This is a genomic window from Halorubrum saccharovorum DSM 1137, assembly GCF_000337915.1.
Taxonomy (GTDB): Archaea; Halobacteriota; Halobacteria; order Halobacteriales; family Haloferacaceae; genus Halorubrum; species Halorubrum saccharovorum.
This window is the reverse complement of the sequence record NZ_AOJE01000010.1, coordinates 94,840-111,658: the sequence shown is the minus strand read 5'-3', so window position 1 is coordinate 111,658 and position 16,819 is coordinate 94,840. Positions and strand designations below refer to the sequence as shown.

The 16,819-nt window shown below is 64.1% G+C and carries 17 protein-coding genes and 1 CRISPR repeat array (1 of these 18 cut by a window edge); of the genes, 9 read left to right on the top strand and 8 right to left on the bottom strand.

Going from position 1 to position 16,819, the window contains the following annotated elements; all coding sequences use genetic code 11:
- Position 1 precedes the first annotated feature (1 nt).
- Both C471_RS02295 and C471_RS02290 read left to right on the top strand, forming a co-directional pair.
- Positions 2–1,312, top strand: a complete 1,311-nt coding sequence (locus tag C471_RS02295; RefSeq protein WP_004046346.1) for a phosphoribosylamine--glycine ligase — start codon at positions 2–4, stop codon at positions 1,310–1,312.
- Positions 1,313–1,412: 100 nt separating this feature from the next.
- Complete coding sequence (locus C471_RS02290; protein WP_004046345.1) at positions 1,413–1,985, top strand: helix-turn-helix domain-containing protein; 573 nt, start codon at positions 1,413–1,415, stop codon at positions 1,983–1,985.
- 144 nt (positions 1,986–2,129) lie between these two features.
- On the opposite strand, the gene C471_RS02285 is transcribed toward C471_RS02290, so the two are convergent.
- Positions 2,130–2,534, bottom strand: coding sequence for a universal stress protein (locus tag C471_RS02285; protein WP_004046344.1), 405 nt, complete (start codon positions 2,532–2,534; stop codon positions 2,130–2,132).
- Positions 2,535–2,669: 135 nt separating this feature from the next.
- Between C471_RS02285 and C471_RS02280 the strand changes: the two genes are divergently transcribed.
- The 3 genes from C471_RS02280 (at position 2,670) to C471_RS02270 (ending at position 5,717) form a co-directional block, all read left to right on the top strand.
- Positions 2,670–3,914 carry an HD domain-containing protein gene (locus C471_RS02280; protein WP_004046343.1) on the top strand — a complete coding sequence of 415 codons (1,245 nt, stop codon included), beginning with the start codon at positions 2,670–2,672 and terminating at the stop codon, positions 3,912–3,914.
- 87 nt (positions 3,915–4,001) lie between these two features.
- Complete coding sequence (locus C471_RS02275) at positions 4,002–5,066, top strand: amidohydrolase family protein (protein WP_004046342.1); 1,065 nt, start codon at positions 4,002–4,004, stop codon at positions 5,064–5,066.
- Between the two features lie 24 nt (positions 5,067–5,090).
- Positions 5,091–5,717: a thymidine kinase gene (locus tag C471_RS02270; RefSeq protein ID WP_004046341.1), complete on the top strand. Its 627-nt coding sequence runs from the start codon at positions 5,091–5,093 to the stop codon at positions 5,715–5,717.
- Between the two features lie 64 nt (positions 5,718–5,781).
- Here the strand turns inward: C471_RS02270 and C471_RS02265 are convergent, their stop codons facing one another.
- The 4 genes from C471_RS02265 to C471_RS02250 form a co-directional block, all read right to left on the bottom strand.
- Positions 5,782–6,963 (bottom strand): PAS domain-containing response regulator, encoded by a 1,182-nt coding sequence (locus C471_RS02265; RefSeq protein WP_049908926.1) that lies wholly within the window; start codon positions 6,961–6,963, stop codon positions 5,782–5,784.
- Positions 6,964–7,033: 70 nt separating this feature from the next.
- Positions 7,034–7,318 carry a hypothetical protein gene (locus C471_RS02260; RefSeq protein ID WP_004046339.1) on the bottom strand — a complete coding sequence of 95 codons (285 nt, stop codon included), beginning with the start codon at positions 7,316–7,318 and terminating at the stop codon, positions 7,034–7,036.
- A gap of 76 nt (positions 7,319–7,394) precedes the next feature.
- Positions 7,395–7,910 carry a transcriptional regulator FilR1 domain-containing protein gene (locus tag C471_RS02255; RefSeq protein ID WP_004046338.1) on the bottom strand — a complete coding sequence of 172 codons (516 nt, stop codon included), beginning with the start codon at positions 7,908–7,910 and terminating at the stop codon, positions 7,395–7,397.
- Positions 7,903–8,571 carry a class I SAM-dependent methyltransferase gene (locus C471_RS02250; protein WP_004046337.1) on the bottom strand — a complete coding sequence of 223 codons (669 nt, stop codon included), beginning with the start codon at positions 8,569–8,571 and terminating at the stop codon, positions 7,903–7,905. Before C471_RS02250 ends, C471_RS02255 begins: the two co-directional genes overlap by 8 nt.
- A gap of 59 nt (positions 8,572–8,630) precedes the next feature.
- On the opposite strand from C471_RS02250, the gene C471_RS02245 reads away from it, so the two are divergent.
- Positions 8,631–9,158, top strand: coding sequence for a CinA family protein (locus tag C471_RS02245; RefSeq protein WP_004046336.1), 528 nt, complete (start codon positions 8,631–8,633; stop codon positions 9,156–9,158).
- 42 nt (positions 9,159–9,200) lie between these two features.
- Here C471_RS02245 and C471_RS02240 read toward each other — a convergent pair whose 3' ends face one another.
- Complete coding sequence (locus C471_RS02240; RefSeq protein ID WP_004046335.1) at positions 9,201–9,404, bottom strand: hypothetical protein; 204 nt, start codon at positions 9,402–9,404, stop codon at positions 9,201–9,203.
- Between the two features lie 137 nt (positions 9,405–9,541).
- On the opposite strand from C471_RS02240, the gene C471_RS02235 reads away from it, so the two are divergent.
- Entirely contained in the window at positions 9,542–10,786 is a 1,245-nt protein-coding gene (locus C471_RS02235; RefSeq protein ID WP_049908925.1) for a tyrosine-type recombinase/integrase, read from the top strand.
- An 88-nt stretch (positions 10,787–10,874) separates the two neighbouring features.
- On the opposite strand, the gene C471_RS02230 is transcribed toward C471_RS02235, so the two are convergent.
- Both C471_RS02230 and C471_RS18305 read right to left on the bottom strand, forming a co-directional pair.
- Positions 10,875–11,066 (bottom strand): hypothetical protein, encoded by a 192-nt coding sequence (locus C471_RS02230; RefSeq protein ID WP_004046332.1) that lies wholly within the window; start codon positions 11,064–11,066, stop codon positions 10,875–10,877.
- Positions 11,067–11,437: 371 nt separating this feature from the next.
- Positions 11,438–11,674, bottom strand: a complete 237-nt coding sequence (locus tag C471_RS18305) for a ribbon-helix-helix domain-containing protein (RefSeq protein WP_152421797.1) — start codon at positions 11,672–11,674, stop codon at positions 11,438–11,440.
- Positions 11,675–12,167: 493 nt separating this feature from the next.
- Between C471_RS18305 and C471_RS02225 the strand changes: the two genes are divergently transcribed.
- Positions 12,168–12,755: a nucleotidyltransferase domain-containing protein gene (locus C471_RS02225; RefSeq protein WP_004046331.1), complete on the top strand. Its 588-nt coding sequence runs from the start codon at positions 12,168–12,170 to the stop codon at positions 12,753–12,755.
- On the top strand, positions 12,748–13,236 hold the full coding sequence (locus C471_RS02220) for a hypothetical protein (RefSeq protein ID WP_049908924.1): 489 nt from the start codon (positions 12,748–12,750) through the stop codon (positions 13,234–13,236). The genes C471_RS02225 and C471_RS02220 overlap by 8 nt, the downstream gene beginning before the upstream one ends.
- A 155-nt stretch (positions 13,237–13,391) precedes the next feature.
- A CRISPR array of direct repeats spans positions 13,392–16,819; the repeat unit is 30 nt; unit sequence GCTTCAACCCCACAAGGGTTCGTCTGAAAG; it runs 1,790 nt beyond the window's last position.

The following is a 16,819-nucleotide window of genomic DNA, read 5'->3' as shown; positions in this document are numbered from 1 at the left end:
CATGGACACCGAGCGCTTCCTGTTCGTCTCCGCGGACGCCGCGCTGATCACCGATCTCGCGTGGCAGGTTCACCGCGAGGGCCACGACGTGAAGTACCACATCGAGGCCGAAAGCGACCGGGAGATCGGCGACGGCTTCGTCCCCAAGGTCGACGACTGGCGCGCGGAGGTCGAGTGGGCCGACGTGATCGTCTTCGACGACATCTGGGTCGGCTCCGACATCGGCACGGGCGAGATCGCACAGGAACTCCGCGAGCGGGGGAAGGCCGTCGTCGGCGGGACGCCGAACACCGACCACCTCGAGGAGGATCGCGGCTACGCGATGGAGGTCCTCGAAGACCACGGCGTCAACACCGTCGAACACCACATCTTCCACGACTTCGACGCGGGCATCCAGCACGTGCAGGAGAATCCAGCCCCGTACGTCATCAAGCCACTTGGGGAAGTTCAGAACGTTAAACGACTGCTGTACGTAGGGAATGAAGATGATGGCAGCGACGTTGTAGAGGTGCTTCGCGCCTACAAGAAGGCGTGGGGACACCGGATGAAGGGCTTCCAACTACAGCGGAAAGTCGAGGGTGTTGAGATCGCCATCTGCGGGTTCTTCAACGGGAACGAGTTCATTGACCAGGTCAATTTTAATTTTGAGCATAAGAAACTATTCCCGGGCAACATCGGTCCTCAGACCGGCGAAATGGGGACGTCGATGTTCTGGGGCGGCCAGAACAAATTATTCAAAGAGACCTTCGGCAAACTGGAAGACTGGCTCGCCAACGAAGGATACGTCGGGAGCATCGACATCAACTGCATCGTGAACGAAAACGGGATCTACCCGCTGGAGTTCACGCCCCGGTTCGGGTACCCGACGATCGCCTTACAGGAGGAGTCGATCGAGTCGTCGACCGGAGCGTTCTTCTCCGATCTCGCGCACGGCAACGAGCCCGACGTGGACGTTCACAACGGGTATCAGATCGCCGTGCGAGTCGTCCTTCCGCCGTTCCCGTTCGACGACGAGAAGACGTACGATGAGAACTCTCGGAATGCAGCTGTGGTGTTTGAAACGGATAGCCGCGACGGGATCCATCTCGAAGATGCGAAGAAGGTTGATGGTCAGTGGCGCGCGGCGGGCGACAACGGAATGCCCATCGTCGTGACCGGTAAGGGCGACACGATGCAGACCGCGCGCGAGCAGGCGTACGACCGGATCGACGACATCGTGATGCCCAACATGTACTACCGCGACGACATCGGCGAGCGCTGGGTCGACGGTGACGGCGACCGACTGCAGGCGTGGGGGTACCTCGGACCGTAGACCGAGGGCGGGGAGCGGGCGGGAGAAACGCGGTCGACGCTCCCTGATCGCTGCGCGCTCCTCCACGACTTTTTAACCGTCCGGGTCTACCACTCGCGGTATGGCGAAGTACTCGACCGGCGGTGGCGGTGGCGGCGACGACGGCGACGCCTGCGAGCTCTGCGGACGCGAGACAGCGGAGCTCCAGCGGGCCACGGTCGCCGGCGCGAAGCTCCTCGTCTGCTCCGACTGTCGTCCTCACGACGACGCCGGCAACGCGCCCAGCGGGCACGGCGAGTCGGACAGATCGGGCGGGAGCCAGGGCGGGAGTTCCGGCAGCAGTCCCGGCGGCGCCAGCGCCGAATCGAGCGGCCCGGAGAGCCGGAAGAAGGAGCTCGCCCGCAAGCAGGCGAAGATGTACGACTCCGCGACCGGCGACTCCAAACACTGGGAGGAGGGCGGAACCAACTACGAGTCGGACCGGCTCCCGTACCTTGTTTCCGGCTACGGCGACGACGTGGCGGCGGCCCGACAAGAGGCCGGGCTCACCGTCGAGGAACTGGCCGAAGAGCTCGACGTCGACGAAGACGACCTGTTCGCGGTCGAGGACGGGCGCGCCGCGACAGCCGGCGTCGGCGGGTCCGTCGTCCGCGCGCTCGAAGAGCGGCTCGGCGTCGAGATCGTCGACGAGTAGCCGAGTCCCGGATCGCTCGGCGGGAGTCGCCGATCCGCTATCCGGATGGACGGGCTGGGTCTCGACCATCGACGATTCCGCCCACGTCCGCGCGGCTGCGAGCGAGGTGTTCGGACTCCGCGGCGACGGGGCGCGAGTCGGAGGTCAGTCGTCTCGGGGTGCCGGGACGGTGAAAACCGGGCGATCGGCCCCAAGGATGATATCTTGGATCACGCTTCCGAAGACGGCCTTCCCGGTCGGGCGTCGCTTGCGTCCGGAGACGCAGATCGCGTCCGCGTCGATGTCGGTCGCGGCCGCGAGCAACTCGTCCGAGGGGTCGCCGCTCGCCTCGTAGTGGACGCAGTTGATGCCGGAGTCTTCGAGGATCTCACGGGCGCGTCGCACCGCCGAGACCTGATGGACGGAGGCGCCCTCCGGGTTCTCCTGGAACACGTGACACAGATGGGCGGTCACCGCGCCCTCTTCCGCCGGGAGGTCCACGATCGCTTCCGCCTGTGCGACCGCACGGCTGTCCTCCGCGTTGTCGATCCCGATGAGTACGTCGTACATGGGCCACCGTTCGAGCACCTCACATATAAATCGTGCCGGCCGTTCCAATTTTCAGCCGCGAGCCGATCCCGGAGAATTCGGTCTCGACCGCTACCACTCCCGTCGCTTTTATCCCGGGCCGCCGAACGTCGACGCATGATCACGGTCAAGGACACCGTCCACGACCACATCGAGATCGACGGTGTCGCGGCGGACCTCCTCGACACCCCCGCCGTCCAGCGCCTCCGACACGTCAAACAGCTGGGGACGGTCCAGCTCGTCTACCCCTCCGCGAACCACACCCGGTTCGAGCACTCGCTCGGCGTCTACCACCTGGCCAGCCGAGCGCTCGACCATCTCGGGATCGAGGGAGCGCGCGCGGACCGGATCGAGGCGGCGGCGATGCTTCACGACGTGGGACACGGCCCCTTCAGCCACAACCTGGAGCCGCTCACTCACCGCCGCACGGGGAAGTACCACGACGACGTCGACGAGCTGCTCGCGACCGGCGCGGTCGGAGCGGTGCTTCGCGACCACGACCTCGACCCCGACCGGATCGCCGGGCTCGTCGCCGGCGAGGGACCGTACGGCGGACTCGTCTCGGGCGAACTCGACGTGGACCGGATGGACTACCTCGTGCGCGACGCCTACCACACCGGCGTCCCGTACGGCACCATCGACACCGAGCGGTTCGTCCGGGAGCTGACCTTCGTCGACGACGGCACGGGCGACGACACCCTCGTCTTGGACGAGGGGAACGTCCAGACGGCCGAGAGCCTCCTGCTCGCCCGCGCGCTGATGAATCCGGTCGTCTACACCCACCACGTCGCGCGCATCTCGAAGGCGATGTTGCGCCGGGCCGCCACGGACCTGCTCGACGCGACCCCGACGACCGCGGCCGAGCTCCGCCGGATGGACGATCACGACTTCCTCGCGGCGATCCGGTGCTGCCCGGAGACGGCCGAGCTCTCCCGGCGTTACGACGAGCGCGACCTGTACAAGCTGGCGGTGTGGGCCGAGTACGACGACGTGCCAGAGCGCGTCCACGAGGCCGGCCACGACGCCGAGACCGCGCTGGAACGCGAGATCGCCGAGGAGGCTGGCGTGGCACGCCAGCACGTGATCCTCGACGTACCACCGGAGCCGTCGATGCGGGAGTCGACCGCGCGGGTCACCGTCAACGGCGAGGTGCGCCGGCTGGAGCGGCAGTCCCCGCTGGTCTCCGCGCTCCGGACCGCCCAGCGCAACCAGTGGCGCCTCGGCGTCTACGCCCCCCGACCCGCGACCGATCGCGTCGGTCGCGCCGCCGCGGACGTGCTCGGGCTTGACCCCGACGGGCTCGTCGCGGAGGTGCGCGGCGCGATGCCGACGACGCTCGACGAGTTCCGAGGGGGGACGTGACCGGTCGCGGCGTGACCCCGCGAGCCGTGACCGAACGGGGCGAGCCCCTGTCGTGACCTTTTACCCCGCCGCTGGCGATTCTCGGGTATGCACCTAGAAGGGACCGTTCTGGTCGGTCCGGAGTTCGAGCCGGTCGAGGGACGGGTCGTCGTCGCCGACGGTGAGATCGTTCGGATCGAGGAGGAGTCGGTCGAGAGCGACGACGTGGTCCTCCCGGCGTTCGTCAACGCCCACACCCACATCGGCGACTCCATCGCCAAGGAGGCCGGAGAGGGCCTCTCGCTCGACGAGTTGGTCGCACCGCCGGACGGCCTCAAACACCGGCTCTTACGCGAGGCGAGCCGCGAGGCGAAGGTCGCCGCGATGGCGCGCAGCCTCCGATACATGGAGTCGACCGGGACCGGCACGTTCCTCGAATTCCGCGAGGGCGGCGTCGAGGGCGTCGGCGCGCTCCGTGACGCGGTCGCGGGCGAGGGGGTCGAGTTCGGCGAGCGCGCGATCGATCCGGTCGTGTTCGGCCGCGACGACCCGGACGTGCTCTCGGTCGCCGAGGGGTACGGCGCCTCCGGCGCCCGCGACGCCGACTTCGACGCGGTGCGCTCGGAGGCCCGCGACGCCGGGAAGCTGTTCGGGATCCACGCCGGCGAGCGCGACGCCGACGACATCAACCCCGCGATGGATCTGGACCCGGACTTCCTCGTCCACATGGTCCACGCCGAGAGGATTCACCTCGAACGGCTCGAAGACCGCGAGACGCCCGTGGTCGTCTGCCCGCGCTCGAACCTCGTGACGAACGTCGGCGTCCCGCCGATCCGCGACCTCGCCGAGCGGACGACGGTCGCGCTCGGCACCGACAACGTCATGCTCGACTCGCCGTCGATGTTCCGCGAGATGGAGTTCGCCGCGAAGCTCTCCGATCTCCCGGCCAGAGAGATCCTGCGGATGGCGACGGTGAACGGAGCGGAGATCGCGGGGCTGAACCGCGGCGTTATCGAGCCCGGCTCGGACGCCGACCTGCTCGCCCTCGACCGCGACTCCGACAACCTCGCGGGCGCACACGACCTCGTCCGCGCGATCGTCAGGCGCGCCGGCGCGGCCGACGTTTCGCGGGTCGTGATCGGCGGCGAGCCGGCCGGGAGAGAAACGGTTTAGTCGCTGGCTCGTTCCCGTCAGGGCATGCACGCGATCACTCGATCCGGCTGGATCGAGGTCATCTCGGGATCGATGTTCTCGGGGAAGACGGAGGAACTTCTCCGCCGGCTCCGTCGTTCGGAGATCGCCGGGCAGTCCGTCGCGGTGTACAAGCCCGCCGTCGACGACCGCTACGGCGAGACGACGATCGGGAGCCACAACGGCCGGCAGTGGGACGCGACCGTCGTCGACAACGAGGGCGACGGCCCGCTCGCGATCCTCGACGACGACCCGTACCCCGAGGTCGTCGCGATCGACGAGGCGAACTTCTTCTCCGACGCGCTCGTGAAAGTGTGTAACGCGTTGGCGGATAACGGGACCCGCGTGATCGTCTCCGGCACCGATCAGACGTTCCGCGGCGAGCCCTTCGAGCCCCTCCCGGAGCTGATGGCGACCGCCGAGTACGTCGACAAGCTGCAGGCGATCTGCTCGCAGTGCGGCGAGCCCGCCTCTCGGAACCAGCGCCTCATCGAAGGCGAACCCGCCCACGTCGACGATCCGACCATCCTCGTCGGCGCCGAGGAGTCCTACGAGGCGCGGTGTCGCGACTGCCACGTGTTGCGGACGGGAGAGCGCTCGGAGGCGGACCGGGCGTACTTGACCGACGACTGACGGGGTCGGGGGTCTCGGCGGCGTGTCGCGCCCGCGCGTCGCCGCTCCGCCAGCGACCGCCCGCCTACCCGCCGTCGGGCGCGTCGCGGTAGGCCCACAGGTGTCCGTGCCCGTCCGGGAGGTCGACCGGGCGGTACGTCCGCAGGAAGACGCGGCCGTCCGCGAGGGCGATCCGCTCGTCGTCGACTGGCCGCCGCGCGTCGACGATCGCTTCGATCCGGTCGACGAACGACCCGGAGTCGTCGAACAGCTCGCTCATCTCGACGGCGAACCGCGCGCAGTCGCGACCGATCGCCGCAGCCGGATCTCCATCGAGATCGAAGAGGTCGTACAGGTGACGGTTGACGCGGAGGACCCGCCTGTCCGCGTCCTCGGCGAGCACTCCGACCGGGAGCGTGTCGAGCACCGTCGACAGGACGGCGTTCGTGCGTTCCAGTTCCCGCTTGCGGTCCGTCCGTTCGGTGACGTCCTCGAACTGCGAGAAGACGCGGATCACCTCACCGTCGTGGCCGGTCACCACCTGATTGTGCCACACACAGCGGATCCGCTCGCCGTCCGCGCGCACGTTCTCGTTGACGCTCTGGTAGCCGCCTTTATCCGAGAGGAGCCGCCGTTCGACCTCCGCGACGTGGCGGTGGAGCTCCTCTGGGACGAAGCGCGTCCACGTCCCGTCGACCAGCTCCGACTCCGAGTAGCCGAGGATATCCTCCGCGGCCGGGTTCACCCGGACGATCCGGAACGCCTCGTCGTACTCGATCGTCCCGAGCGGCGACTGCTCGATGAACCGCGAGAGCCGTTCCTGACTCGCCGCCAGCGCCGCCCGCGAGCGGGCCTGATCGACCGCGTTTCGGACCCGGTTCGCGAGCACCGTGTACTGGTCGGTCCCCGATCGCTTCTGGATGTAGTCGGTGACGCCCGCGGAGATCGCCTCGCTCGCGATCTCTTCGCTTCCCTTCCCGGTGAAGAGGACGAACGGCACTGTCGGCTCACGCTCTCGGACGCGTTCGAGAAACGCCAGCCCGTCGGTTTCGGGCATCTCGTAGTCGCTGACTACGCAGTCGATCGACCCGGACTCGACGGCCTCAAGCGCGGCGTCCACGTCCGTCTCCGACCGGACTTCGAACGCGTCGTCCATCCGTTCGAGGTACGTCGCCACCAGATCGAGAAACGCCGGCTCGTCGTCGACGTGCAACACCCGGACGACCGATCCGCGATCGCCGTGTGGACGAAGGGCCCGGTCCGACATTGCCAGACCCTACCACGACGCCGCAGAAATACGTTCGGGTGGACCGCGTTCCGTGGGATCAATCCGTCAGTCAGGCGGTGTTTCTCGGATCGGCCGCGACCGATGTCTCGTCGGCGCCGTCACCCTCGTCGGCCGGCTCGTCGTCCTCGGCCGTCGCAACGCCGTACAGCCCAACGAGCGCGGCGAGGACGACGACCGCACCCTCGGCGCGTGCGGCGGCGTACACCCACTCGCGGGGCTCCGCGTCGCCCGCGTTCCGGTACAGCGCCTTCGTCCAGGCGCGCACGACGGCCCGGGGAACGAGCGTCTCGATCAGTCCGCCGATCCCGGCGACCAACAGCAGTAACGCCTTCATACCCCCCTTTCGCGGGGTGAGTGCAAAAGCGATGCGGCGCCCGGTCACGCTCGCGTCGTCTCGAACCACGAGCCCGTCACACGGGGTCTGCCGCCGAGAGGTACCGTCGGCAGGTCTCGGCGGCCCACTCACGGACTTCGGGGGCGTCCGACCACAGCAGCGCTGCGAGCCCTCCCTCGTCGAACAGCCCGACGACGGCGCGGTCGTCGACGAGAAGCACCCCGATCGGGGAGTCGCCGTCGTGACGGTACGCGTCGACCCCGTACTCGGCGAGGATCGGCTGTACCAGGGTCCCCGACGCGCTGGTCAGCCGATTTGCGGCCTGCCCGGTGAAGGCGAGCCGGATCGTCCCGCCGCTCCTGCCGTCGGCGTTCCCCAGCAGCCGCCGTGCGAGGGCGGGATCGACGCGAGGCACGACTCCGACGAGGGAGTCGCCCGGGCCGACGAGCGCGGAGAGCCGAGCCGCCGGCCCCGGGTCGTCGCCGCGTTCGGCGAGGTCGGCGGCGAGCGCCCCCCGGTCGGTCTCCTCGACGCCGACCGCCTCGGCGACCAGTCTCCGGAGGACCGTTCCGGCCGTGTCGCCGTCAGCCATCCGTTCGCTCCGCACCCGTCTCGCCCCGTCCGTCGACTTCGTCCTCCGTACTCCCCTCGCCGGGACGGGGCGGGTACGTCTGCCGCCCGCCGGTCGACCGTCGCGCGAGCAGCCGGGCGGTCGCGCGTCGGCGGTCGTCGGGGCGCTCCTCGGCCGTCTCGTCGTAGTACAGCACCGTCAGGCCGAGCCCGGCGCGGAGCAGCTCGTTGGCAGCGAATCGATAGCGGTCGGTGCTCGGCCCGGACGGGGTCGCGTCGGCCGACCGCAGGTGTCCCTCGACGAACAGGTAGCCGCCGGGCGCGAGCGCCTCAGTCAGATCGGCGAACCGGTCGAGCGCGTGGAAGAAGCTCATCGTGATCAGCTCGTACGTCGCCGCCGGGAAGCCGTGCGTCGAGACGTCGGCCTGAATCGTCTCGATCCGGTCGGCGACCCCGCGCTCCGCGGCGCGCTCGCGGACGATGGAAAGCCCCTCGCGGGAGGCGTCAAGGGCGTCGACCGCGTAGCCCGCCTCCGCGAGGTAGACGGCGTTGCGGCCGGTGCCGGCGGCCACGTCGAGCGCGCGGCCGTCGGGGATCGCGGGCTCGTACGAGCGCAACACGGCGGACGGCTCCGGCGCTCGCGGATACTCGCCGGACGCGAAGCGGTCGTCCCAGTCGGTCATGGCGGCGCTTGCGTCGCGGCGAGCGTAAACCCCACGGGCGTGGGGGCCACAGCGAGGGCATGGACGAACGCGACGAGTCGGCGCCGATCGAGGAGACGCTCGGCGACCTGCTGACCGACCGCGGTGAGACCCTCGCGACCGCCGAGTCGCTGACGGGCGGGCTCGTCGGGTCACGGGTGACCGACGTGCCGGGCGCGAGCGCCTACTTCGACCGCGGGTTCGTGACCTACGCGTACGACGCCAAACGCGAGGTGCTCGGGGTGTCCCGCGAGTCGCTCGACGCCGAGGGCGCCGTGAGCGCGCCGGTCGCCGAGCAGATGGCGGCGGGCGCGCGCGACCGCGCCGACACGACGTGGGCGGTCGCCACGACCGGAATCGCCGGTCCGGACGGCGGCACCGAGGACAAGCCGGTAGGGCTCGTCTACGTCGGAGTGGCCTACGCCGCGCCGTGGGGGACCGAGGAGTCGTTCGTCCGCACGGAGCGGGCCGTCCTCGACGGCGACCGCGGGACGGTGAAACGGAAGGCGGTCGACACCGCGCTCGCGGCGCTCGTTCGGACGGTCCGCGAGGTCGACGGCGAGGAGTGAGAGGCCGAGCCGACACACCATCCGGCAGGCCGCGTCGCCCGCTCACTCGATGTACGCGTGCCCGACGACGGCGACGAGCAGCGCGGCGACGACGATCCACGCGAGCGGCTCGGCGGCGAGCAGCCGAATCGGTCGGGCCGCGGACTCGTCGAAGCCGAACAGCGCCCCCGCCGACAGCACGCCCGCGAGCACGAGTGCGGCGACGACGCCGGAAACGCCGAGGAGCACGGCGTCGATCCGGTCCATACGCCGGATCCGCGGGGGACGCATATAAACGGATCTCCGCGGAACGGGAACGACGGAACAGGGAGGGGTCAGAGCCAGGGCAGGGACACGACCGGAAGGTTCAAAGTCCAACTTATTAAAGATAAGGTATCCCCAAAATGCCAGATCATAGGAAGCAAATCAGAAATCTCCATGACAAGATCGAGACGAGTAGTGACATCAAAAAGGAAGATAAGGATCTGTTGCTTGCCTTCAGTGATCGTCTTGACCTCCTGAAATCGGAGTATAGTGATGCACGGCACAACAAACTCCTCAGACATTGCACCATCATGGCCGAGGAAGTTGGTGGACTCGCCGAAGCGCTTGAGGATCGGTCCACGACGGAAGATCTCGTTCGGTGGATCAACCGCAATTACGATAACGAAAACACCAACTCGGACTACCGAACCGCTCTCCGTGTTATGGGGAAGCGTGTCACCGATGACAATGGGTATCCCCCAAGCATCGAATGGATCCCGTCTGGGACCTCCAACAGCTACAACCCCGTCCCTGATCCGTCGGAGATGCTTGATTGGAACGAAGACGTCGTCCCAATGATCGAGGAAACGCGTAACACCCGTGACGCCGCGCTCATCGCGATGGCGTTTGACTCCGGGGCTCGAAGTGGCGAACTCCGGGATCTCACGGTCGGCGACGTGAGCGACCACGACCACGGGCTCATGATCCGGGTCGACGGGAAAACCGGACAGCGCTCCGTCACCCTCGTGCCGAGCGTGCCGTACGTCCAGCGGTGGATGACCGACCATCCGGCACCGGATGATCCCGGCGCTCCCCTCTGGTCGAAGCTGTCGGAGCCGGAGGGGATCAGCTATCGGCAGTTCAAAAACTGTTTTGAGGACTCTGCTGACCGTGCAGGGGTCAAGAAGACCGTCACCCCGACCAACTTCCGGAAGTCGAACGCAACCTACCTCGCCCGTCAGGGGATGAGTCAGGCCCGTATCGAGGATCGACAGGGACGGAAACGGGGGAGTGACGCGACGGCCCACTACATCGCCCGGTTCGGAGGGGAGGCTGACTCCGAATACGCGCGGATACACGGAATGGAGGTCGAAGAAGAGGAACCCGACCCCATCGGGCCGGTGGAGTGTCCGCGCTGTCACGAACAGACCCCCCGGGAGCATGCGACGTGTGTCTGGTGTAATCAGCCGCTCGAATACGGAGCTCTCGGCTCGATCGAGGAGGAGGAGCGAGAAGTCCGGCAGGCCGTGTTCAGATTTGTCAAAGACAACAACGATCTTCTCGACGACCTCGAACAGTCCCGAGCGTTCTCCGAGCTCGTCGACGATCATCCCGAGCTTGTCGAAGACGCTCACGAGTTCGCGGAGGCGCTCTCGGAGGAATAGCGGTCGAACGATACCTCTCCATCGGCGAGTTTCGGCAGACAAAGCGGCTTGCTTCACAGTGGTGTGGTGCTGACGTGAAAACGGTCTGTTACCGGATCTCTCTGCGGATCTCGTCCAACTGCGCTTGGACCTCGTCTATTGCCTCGACGGAGCCGCTGTTGGCGAGTAGCGCGAGTGCGTAAGCTCTCGCCTCCTCGTCACCGTGGGCGAGAACGCGTGAAATGAACTCGGTGTTTCTACTCGCATACTCGGTTAGACTGTCAGATCCTTCTCTAGGCATGACGGACCCCCGTCGTACTGGACTGATGTGTTTTAGTGGCGATACGATTGCGATGGTTGACACTGGTGGCTTTTTTTGACATGGTGTGTCGGGCATTCTCAATTACCGGCTGAGGGAGCCGTGGGGAGCACATCGGACAGCCTCCACGGCGAAACTGCCGCCGTGTCGTGCTGTCATGTGTACCCGTGTGCTTCGATTACCGTGGATGTACCTGGATGCCGTAGTATTATAAAAATAAGCTTCTTAGTGGTGCCGGATCTTCTTGCCGAAACCGCACCAAGAGAGCCAGGTGTTTGTTACTATTCAGGACTAAATTAGAAGAATTCATTTATAAAAATCTCGCCGGGTAGCCCTTCCGGTTACGACAACCACTAGAATTCCTGTGAGGGGTCGTATATGGACGTATCCGTCTGGCCTCTCGTCTTTTTGCGGTCTTGATTAGGTGTTTCCGAGCCTTCGAGTGCTGGTAGTTCGTCCGGATTCCGCTTCACGTAGCATTGGATCGCCCGACGGATCACCTCCGAGCGGAGGGTACCACTCTGTTCTACGACCGCATCGACTTGTTCACTAAGCGATTCCGGCAACCGACATGAGACGTTCGACTTCACGCGTCAACAAACGGATACGGAGATAATGGGAGTTGGTGAAACGTTGGTAGTTAGGGTCATCTGGGTTGTAGTGAGTGAGATCCGATATTTCGACCGACTCACTCCAGTCTGCTTTGTGAATCCGATGACGGCGTGGGATCACTGTATGGAATCCTGCTCGGGGTTGTAGACTGCGGCGGTCAACACAAGTTCGCTCCTCTCGTCGAGCGCCAAGTCGATTTCCAGACTACGATGAGCGTTGGTGGATGGTCTGACTACTCTGCTATCGAGCCATACCTTGCAGAGCCGACCGAGGCCCGCATCGGAGAGACGATGCGGACATAGCGGAACGACATTAACACGGCCCAAGGCCAGCACGCCGTCGTTGGATCAGCTCACCGTCAGAGTTTTCAGATAGTTTCCTAATAGGAATTGTATGCCTAATAGGAAAGATTCTATCTCGATAGCGTTGCAATATCCGTTTCCGGAGGAGCGGGTATTCCGATACCAAGCGATGCAGGACGTTCTCGACGTTCTCATCGATCAACCGTATGCGACGTACTCGATGAGCGAGCTCGCGAACCTCACGGGGGCAAACCAAGGAACGATTTCGAAGGCGGTCAGGCTGCTTTCCGATCTCGACGTCATCGAGACTGCACAGAACGGACGGACCCAGCAGGTCCGGATCAACCGAGACCGGCTCACAAAACCGGACCCGATTCTCTCGATTCCGCAGGCCGAGTTCCACCAACCAGCCCGGGCATTCCTGGAACAAATTCAGGACGAGTTGGACGGGTTAGTCGGAGTGGTCCTGTTCGGAAGCGTCGCTCGGGGGGAAGCAGATAGGACCAGCGACATCGACCTCTTGGTGATCGTTGACGAAGACAGGACGGCAGCTCGCCGAGCTGTTCAGTCAGTCGTTAGTGATCTCGAAGACCAACGGTTCGAGGGGAACCGGTACACGTACCAGCCGCTCGTCGAATCGACGGACAGCGTCCAACGAATTGGTGACCAACTCCGCCCGCAGTTCGACGATGGGATTACCTTGGTGGGCTCCGACCAACTCTCCGAGCTTCGGACGGAGGTGTACGCCGATGAATGATAATATTCGAGATCAATTGATGGAGGCTGAGCGGACCTTCGAGGGCAGCCCTGGAACGATCGAGGAGGGACTCGACGTCGACGACGCAGAGTTGGTCCAACTTCGCCGTGCCTGCCGGCTGTTGGAGGTCGGCTCGAACCTCCTCGACCAAGGGTACTACACGGTCGTGATCGAGTCGGCGTTCGTCGCCATCGAGCGCACTATCCAGTTCCGGTTGATCCATGATGGGGCCATGTCCGCCGCAGAGGTCATCAGCAGCCACCGACGACTCTACCAACGTGGTGCCGAGATTGGCCTCTACGACGACGCGTTTGGGGAGGACCTTGCCGAGCTGTGGAACCGGAACCGAACGAAGACCTACTACAGGCTTGGGATCGCGACGAAGGAACAGGCCGAGGCGATGTACCGGCTCGCCGACGACATCCACCGGCATCTCGTCGATATGACTCGAGTGTCACACGAGTGTCTCTGTCGGGGGTGAGGTACTTCTCTATGCCACCAACGTCTACCGAACGTCCTCCACCGTTTCCACGGCCCTGTCGGCGCGTTTGAGGGCCCGGATACCTGCGAGGAGGAGCTCCCCGGCGTCGATGCGGTCTTGGATGTGCTTATTAAGGTGGTGAACCCCAACCGGAAGCTTCAGCCCCACAAGGGTTCGTCTGAAAGCGAGCCCCCGAGAGGTGGACATCGCCGACCCCGATGCTTCAACCCCACAAGGGTTCGTCTGAAAGACGGTGGTCGTCAGCTCGGACTTGATGTCTTCGAGGCTTCAGCCCCACAAGGGTTCGTCTGAAAGACGCGAGGTGACGCGGGCGCGGCCCGCGGACGTCGCTTCAACCCCACAAGGGTTCGTCTGAAAGGTCTCTGTCGAGTCGAGCGTAGAAATCGACTGGTCGCTTCAACCCCACAAGGGTTCGTCTGAAAGTCCCGGCTGGCGGGTAGTTCGACACCCCGAGCCCCTGCTTCAACCCCACAAGGGTTCGTCTGAAAGCACGGTGACGGTGAGCATCGGGCCGTCCTCCTCGCCGCTTCAACCCCACAAGGGTTCGTCTGAAAGATGAGTAGGTATATGATCCTCCTTCAGCATCAACAAGCTTCAACCCCACAAGGGCTCGTCTGAAAGTCGCCCGCTTCGCCTTCCAGTTCCAGATCAAGGCTGCTTCAACCCCACAAGGGTTCGTCTGAAAGCAGACGGTCGCGAGTCGTATTCTTCGCCATGGTAGCTTCAACCCCACAAGGGTTCGTCTGAAANNNNCCCCGGCCGCCATGACGATCAGCGGCGCCCACATGCTTCAACCCCACAAGGGTTCGTCTGAAAGCACGATCTCGGTTCATCGCGGGACCAACTCCTCTCGCTTCAACCCCACAAGGGTTCGTCTGAAAGCCGGCAGCGACCAGTCCGAAGAACACGAGGAGCAGGCTTCAACCCCACAAGGGTTCGTCTGAAAGAACTGCGGTCGATCCTTGTTGCGCTGCCAGAGGTCGCTTCAACCCCACAAGGGTTCGTCTGAAAGTGCTGTCGGCCTCGCGGACCGCTCCTCGATGTATCGCTTCAACCCCACAAGGGTTCGNTTCAACCCCACAAGGGTTCGTCTGAAAGTGCTGTCGGCCTCGCGGACCGCTCCTCGATGTATCGCTTCAACCCCACAAGGGTTCGTCTGAAAGCGCCCGTCGCCAGTTACGGCGGTTCTGTCGGTTCGGCGCTTCAACCCCACAAGGGTTCGTCTGAAAGAACCGTGATCGGCCTAAGGCTGTCCTGATTGATGCTTCAACCCCACAAGGGTTCGTCTGAAAGCCGGCCGTACTGGCCGGGGAGAATCGCCATCGCGAGGCTTCAACCCCACAAGGGTTCGTCTGAAANCCCCACAAGGGTTCGTCTGAAAGCCGGCCGTACTGGCCGGGGAGAATCGCCATCGCGAGGCTTCAACCCCACAAGGGTTCGTCTGAAAGGCGGGGAGTGCGGTGCGGAATACGACTGGTAACATGCTTCAACCCCACAAGGGTTCGTCTGAAAGTACATCGAGAAGATCGAGAAAATCACTGCGTGTCCCGCTTCAACCCCACAAGGGTTCGTCTGAAAGGCGATTGATCCCGACGAGTATCGCGAGACGATCATGCTTCAACCCCACAAGGGTTCGTCTGAAAGAAGTCGTTCGTCTTTGATGCTGAACCGGAGGACTCGCTTCAACCCCACAAGGGTTCGTCTGAAAGCCCCATTATTCCGTAACAGGTCAAGCATCCGAGCAGGCTTCAACCCCACAAGGGTTCGTCTGAAAGTATACGGACGCTAAGGTTGCTGCCATCGAGGAGCTGCTTCAACCCCACAAGGGTTCGTCTGAAAGAGCGGCGAGCCTGTCGACGTGAAAGGCTCGATGACGCTTCAACCCCACAAGGGTTCGTCTGAAAGATCACCCAAGAGGAGTGGAACCAACTCGAAGAGCAGCTTCAACCCCACAAGGGTTCGTCTGAAAGCGGCGACGGACAGGCGCGGAAGCGGGGCTACTACGCTTCAACCCCACAAGGGTTCGTCTGAAAGCGCTCTGGCATGTCTCCGCTGATGTGGTCGTCTCTGCTTCAACCCCACAAGGGTTCGTCTGAAAGGACAGTAGACATCCTCTCGGGAGGAGTTGTCTCCGCTTCAACCCCACAAGGGTTCGTCTGAAAGGAACAGTGCGAGCTCGACGGCGCCGAAGATCATGCCGCTTCAACCCCACAAGGGTTCGTCTGAAAGTGACCGTGATGCTCGTCTCGGAGCTCGCCGAGTAGCTGCTTCAACCCCACAAGGGTTCGTCTGAAAGGCGTTGCCCCACACCCAGAGCGCGATCCCGTCCACGCTTCAACCCCACAAGGGTTCGTCTGAAAGTCCAGTGCCCGTATCTCCAGCTCGCTCGGAGCGTTGCTTCAACCCCACAAGGGTTCGTCTGAAAGTACGTTTCAGTAAGGGTCGGTGCTACTTGTACGCCGCTTCAACCCCACAAGGGTTCGTCTGAAAGGCTCTCTCGTCGACGACTTCGACGACTGGGCGGAGGCTTCAACCCCACAAGGGTTCGTCTGAAAGGCCATCGAGGAACTCGGCGGCGGCGCGAGCATGGAGGCTTCAACCCCACAAGGGTTCGTCTGAAAGGCCCGCTCGTGACACGGCTTACAGTAGTAGTAGCCGCTTCAACCCCACAAGGGTTCGTCTGAAAGTGATGCAGCATTATCATTCCTCTTACTGCTCTACGCTTCAACCCCACAAGGGTTCGTCTGAAAGTAACCCAGCGATGAGGAGCTGGACAACTAACGCGAGCTTCAACCCCACAAGGGTTCGTCTGAAAGGCGGTACTCGTTGTACTCGGTCGCGTTCACCGCGCTTCAACCCCACAAGGGTTCGTCTGAAAGCCTGTTCTCCGTGGCGTTGCTGTGGGTCGCACAAAGCTTCAACCCCACAAGGGTTCGTCTGAAAGGAATGGACAACGAGCGAGGCAACGGGGTGATCGCATGCTTCAACCCCACAAGGGTTCGTCTGAAAGGTCTGTAGTTGCGTGTTTCATAGTCCTCTCTCGTCGCTTCAACCCCACAAGGGTTCGTCTGAAAGAACTCTAAACACCTCCGGCGCGGTTGTTGATGACTTTGCTTCAACCCCACAAGGGTTCGTCTGAAAGCACCTCGAAGCGGAGTTCTTGCGCGCCCTCGTACTGGCTTCAACCCCACAAGGGTTCGTCTGAAAGCACACGATTACGGTCGCGGAGTACGGCGCGGGCGGCTTCAACCCCACAAGGGTTCGTCTGAAAGGACTGATGAGACTGACGGTCCCCTTGTTGCTGGTGCTTCAACCCCACAAGGGTTCGTCTGAAAGCGTCGTCGCCTTCGCTCGCCTTGTTGGCGCGGTTGCTTCAACCCCACAAGGGTTCGTCTGAAAGCACTCCGTCAAAGTCCGCGTCGACGGGAAGCGTGGCGCTTCAACCCCACAAGGGTTCGTCTGAAAGCCGGCCGTACTGGCCGGGGAGAATCGCCATCGCGAGGCTTCAACCCCACAAGGGTTCGTNCCCCACAAGGGTTCGTCTGAAAGCCGGCCGTACTGG

Coding starts and splice junctions, on each gene's coding strand:
- C471_RS02295 (WP_004046346.1), top strand. CDS start 2: ATGGACACCGAGCGCTTCCTGTTCGTCTCCGCGGACGCCGCGCTGATC.
- C471_RS02290 (WP_004046345.1), top strand. CDS start 1,413: ATGGCGAAGTACTCGACCGGCGGTGGCGGTGGCGGCGACGACGGCGAC.
- C471_RS02285 (WP_004046344.1), bottom strand. CDS start 2,534: ATGTACGACGTACTCATCGGGATCGACAACGCGGAGGACAGCCGTGCG.
- C471_RS02280 (WP_004046343.1), top strand. CDS start 2,670: ATGATCACGGTCAAGGACACCGTCCACGACCACATCGAGATCGACGGT.
- C471_RS02275 (WP_004046342.1), top strand. CDS start 4,002: ATGCACCTAGAAGGGACCGTTCTGGTCGGTCCGGAGTTCGAGCCGGTC.
- C471_RS02270 (WP_004046341.1), top strand. CDS start 5,091: ATGCACGCGATCACTCGATCCGGCTGGATCGAGGTCATCTCGGGATCG.
- C471_RS02265 (WP_049908926.1), bottom strand. CDS start 6,963: ATGTCGGACCGGGCCCTTCGTCCACACGGCGATCGCGGATCGGTCGTC.
- C471_RS02260 (WP_004046339.1), bottom strand. CDS start 7,318: ATGAAGGCGTTACTGCTGTTGGTCGCCGGGATCGGCGGACTGATCGAG.
- C471_RS02255 (WP_004046338.1), bottom strand. CDS start 7,910: ATGGCTGACGGCGACACGGCCGGAACGGTCCTCCGGAGACTGGTCGCC.
- C471_RS02250 (WP_004046337.1), bottom strand. CDS start 8,571: ATGACCGACTGGGACGACCGCTTCGCGTCCGGCGAGTATCCGCGAGCG.
- C471_RS02245 (WP_004046336.1), top strand. CDS start 8,631: ATGGACGAACGCGACGAGTCGGCGCCGATCGAGGAGACGCTCGGCGAC.
- C471_RS02240 (WP_004046335.1), bottom strand. CDS start 9,404: ATGGACCGGATCGACGCCGTGCTCCTCGGCGTTTCCGGCGTCGTCGCC.
- C471_RS02235 (WP_049908925.1), top strand. CDS start 9,542: ATGCCAGATCATAGGAAGCAAATCAGAAATCTCCATGACAAGATCGAG.
- C471_RS02230 (WP_004046332.1), bottom strand. CDS start 11,066: ATGCCTAGAGAAGGATCTGACAGTCTAACCGAGTATGCGAGTAGAAAC.
- C471_RS02225 (WP_004046331.1), top strand. CDS start 12,168: ATGCAGGACGTTCTCGACGTTCTCATCGATCAACCGTATGCGACGTAC.
- C471_RS02220 (WP_049908924.1), top strand. CDS start 12,748: ATGAATGATAATATTCGAGATCAATTGATGGAGGCTGAGCGGACCTTC.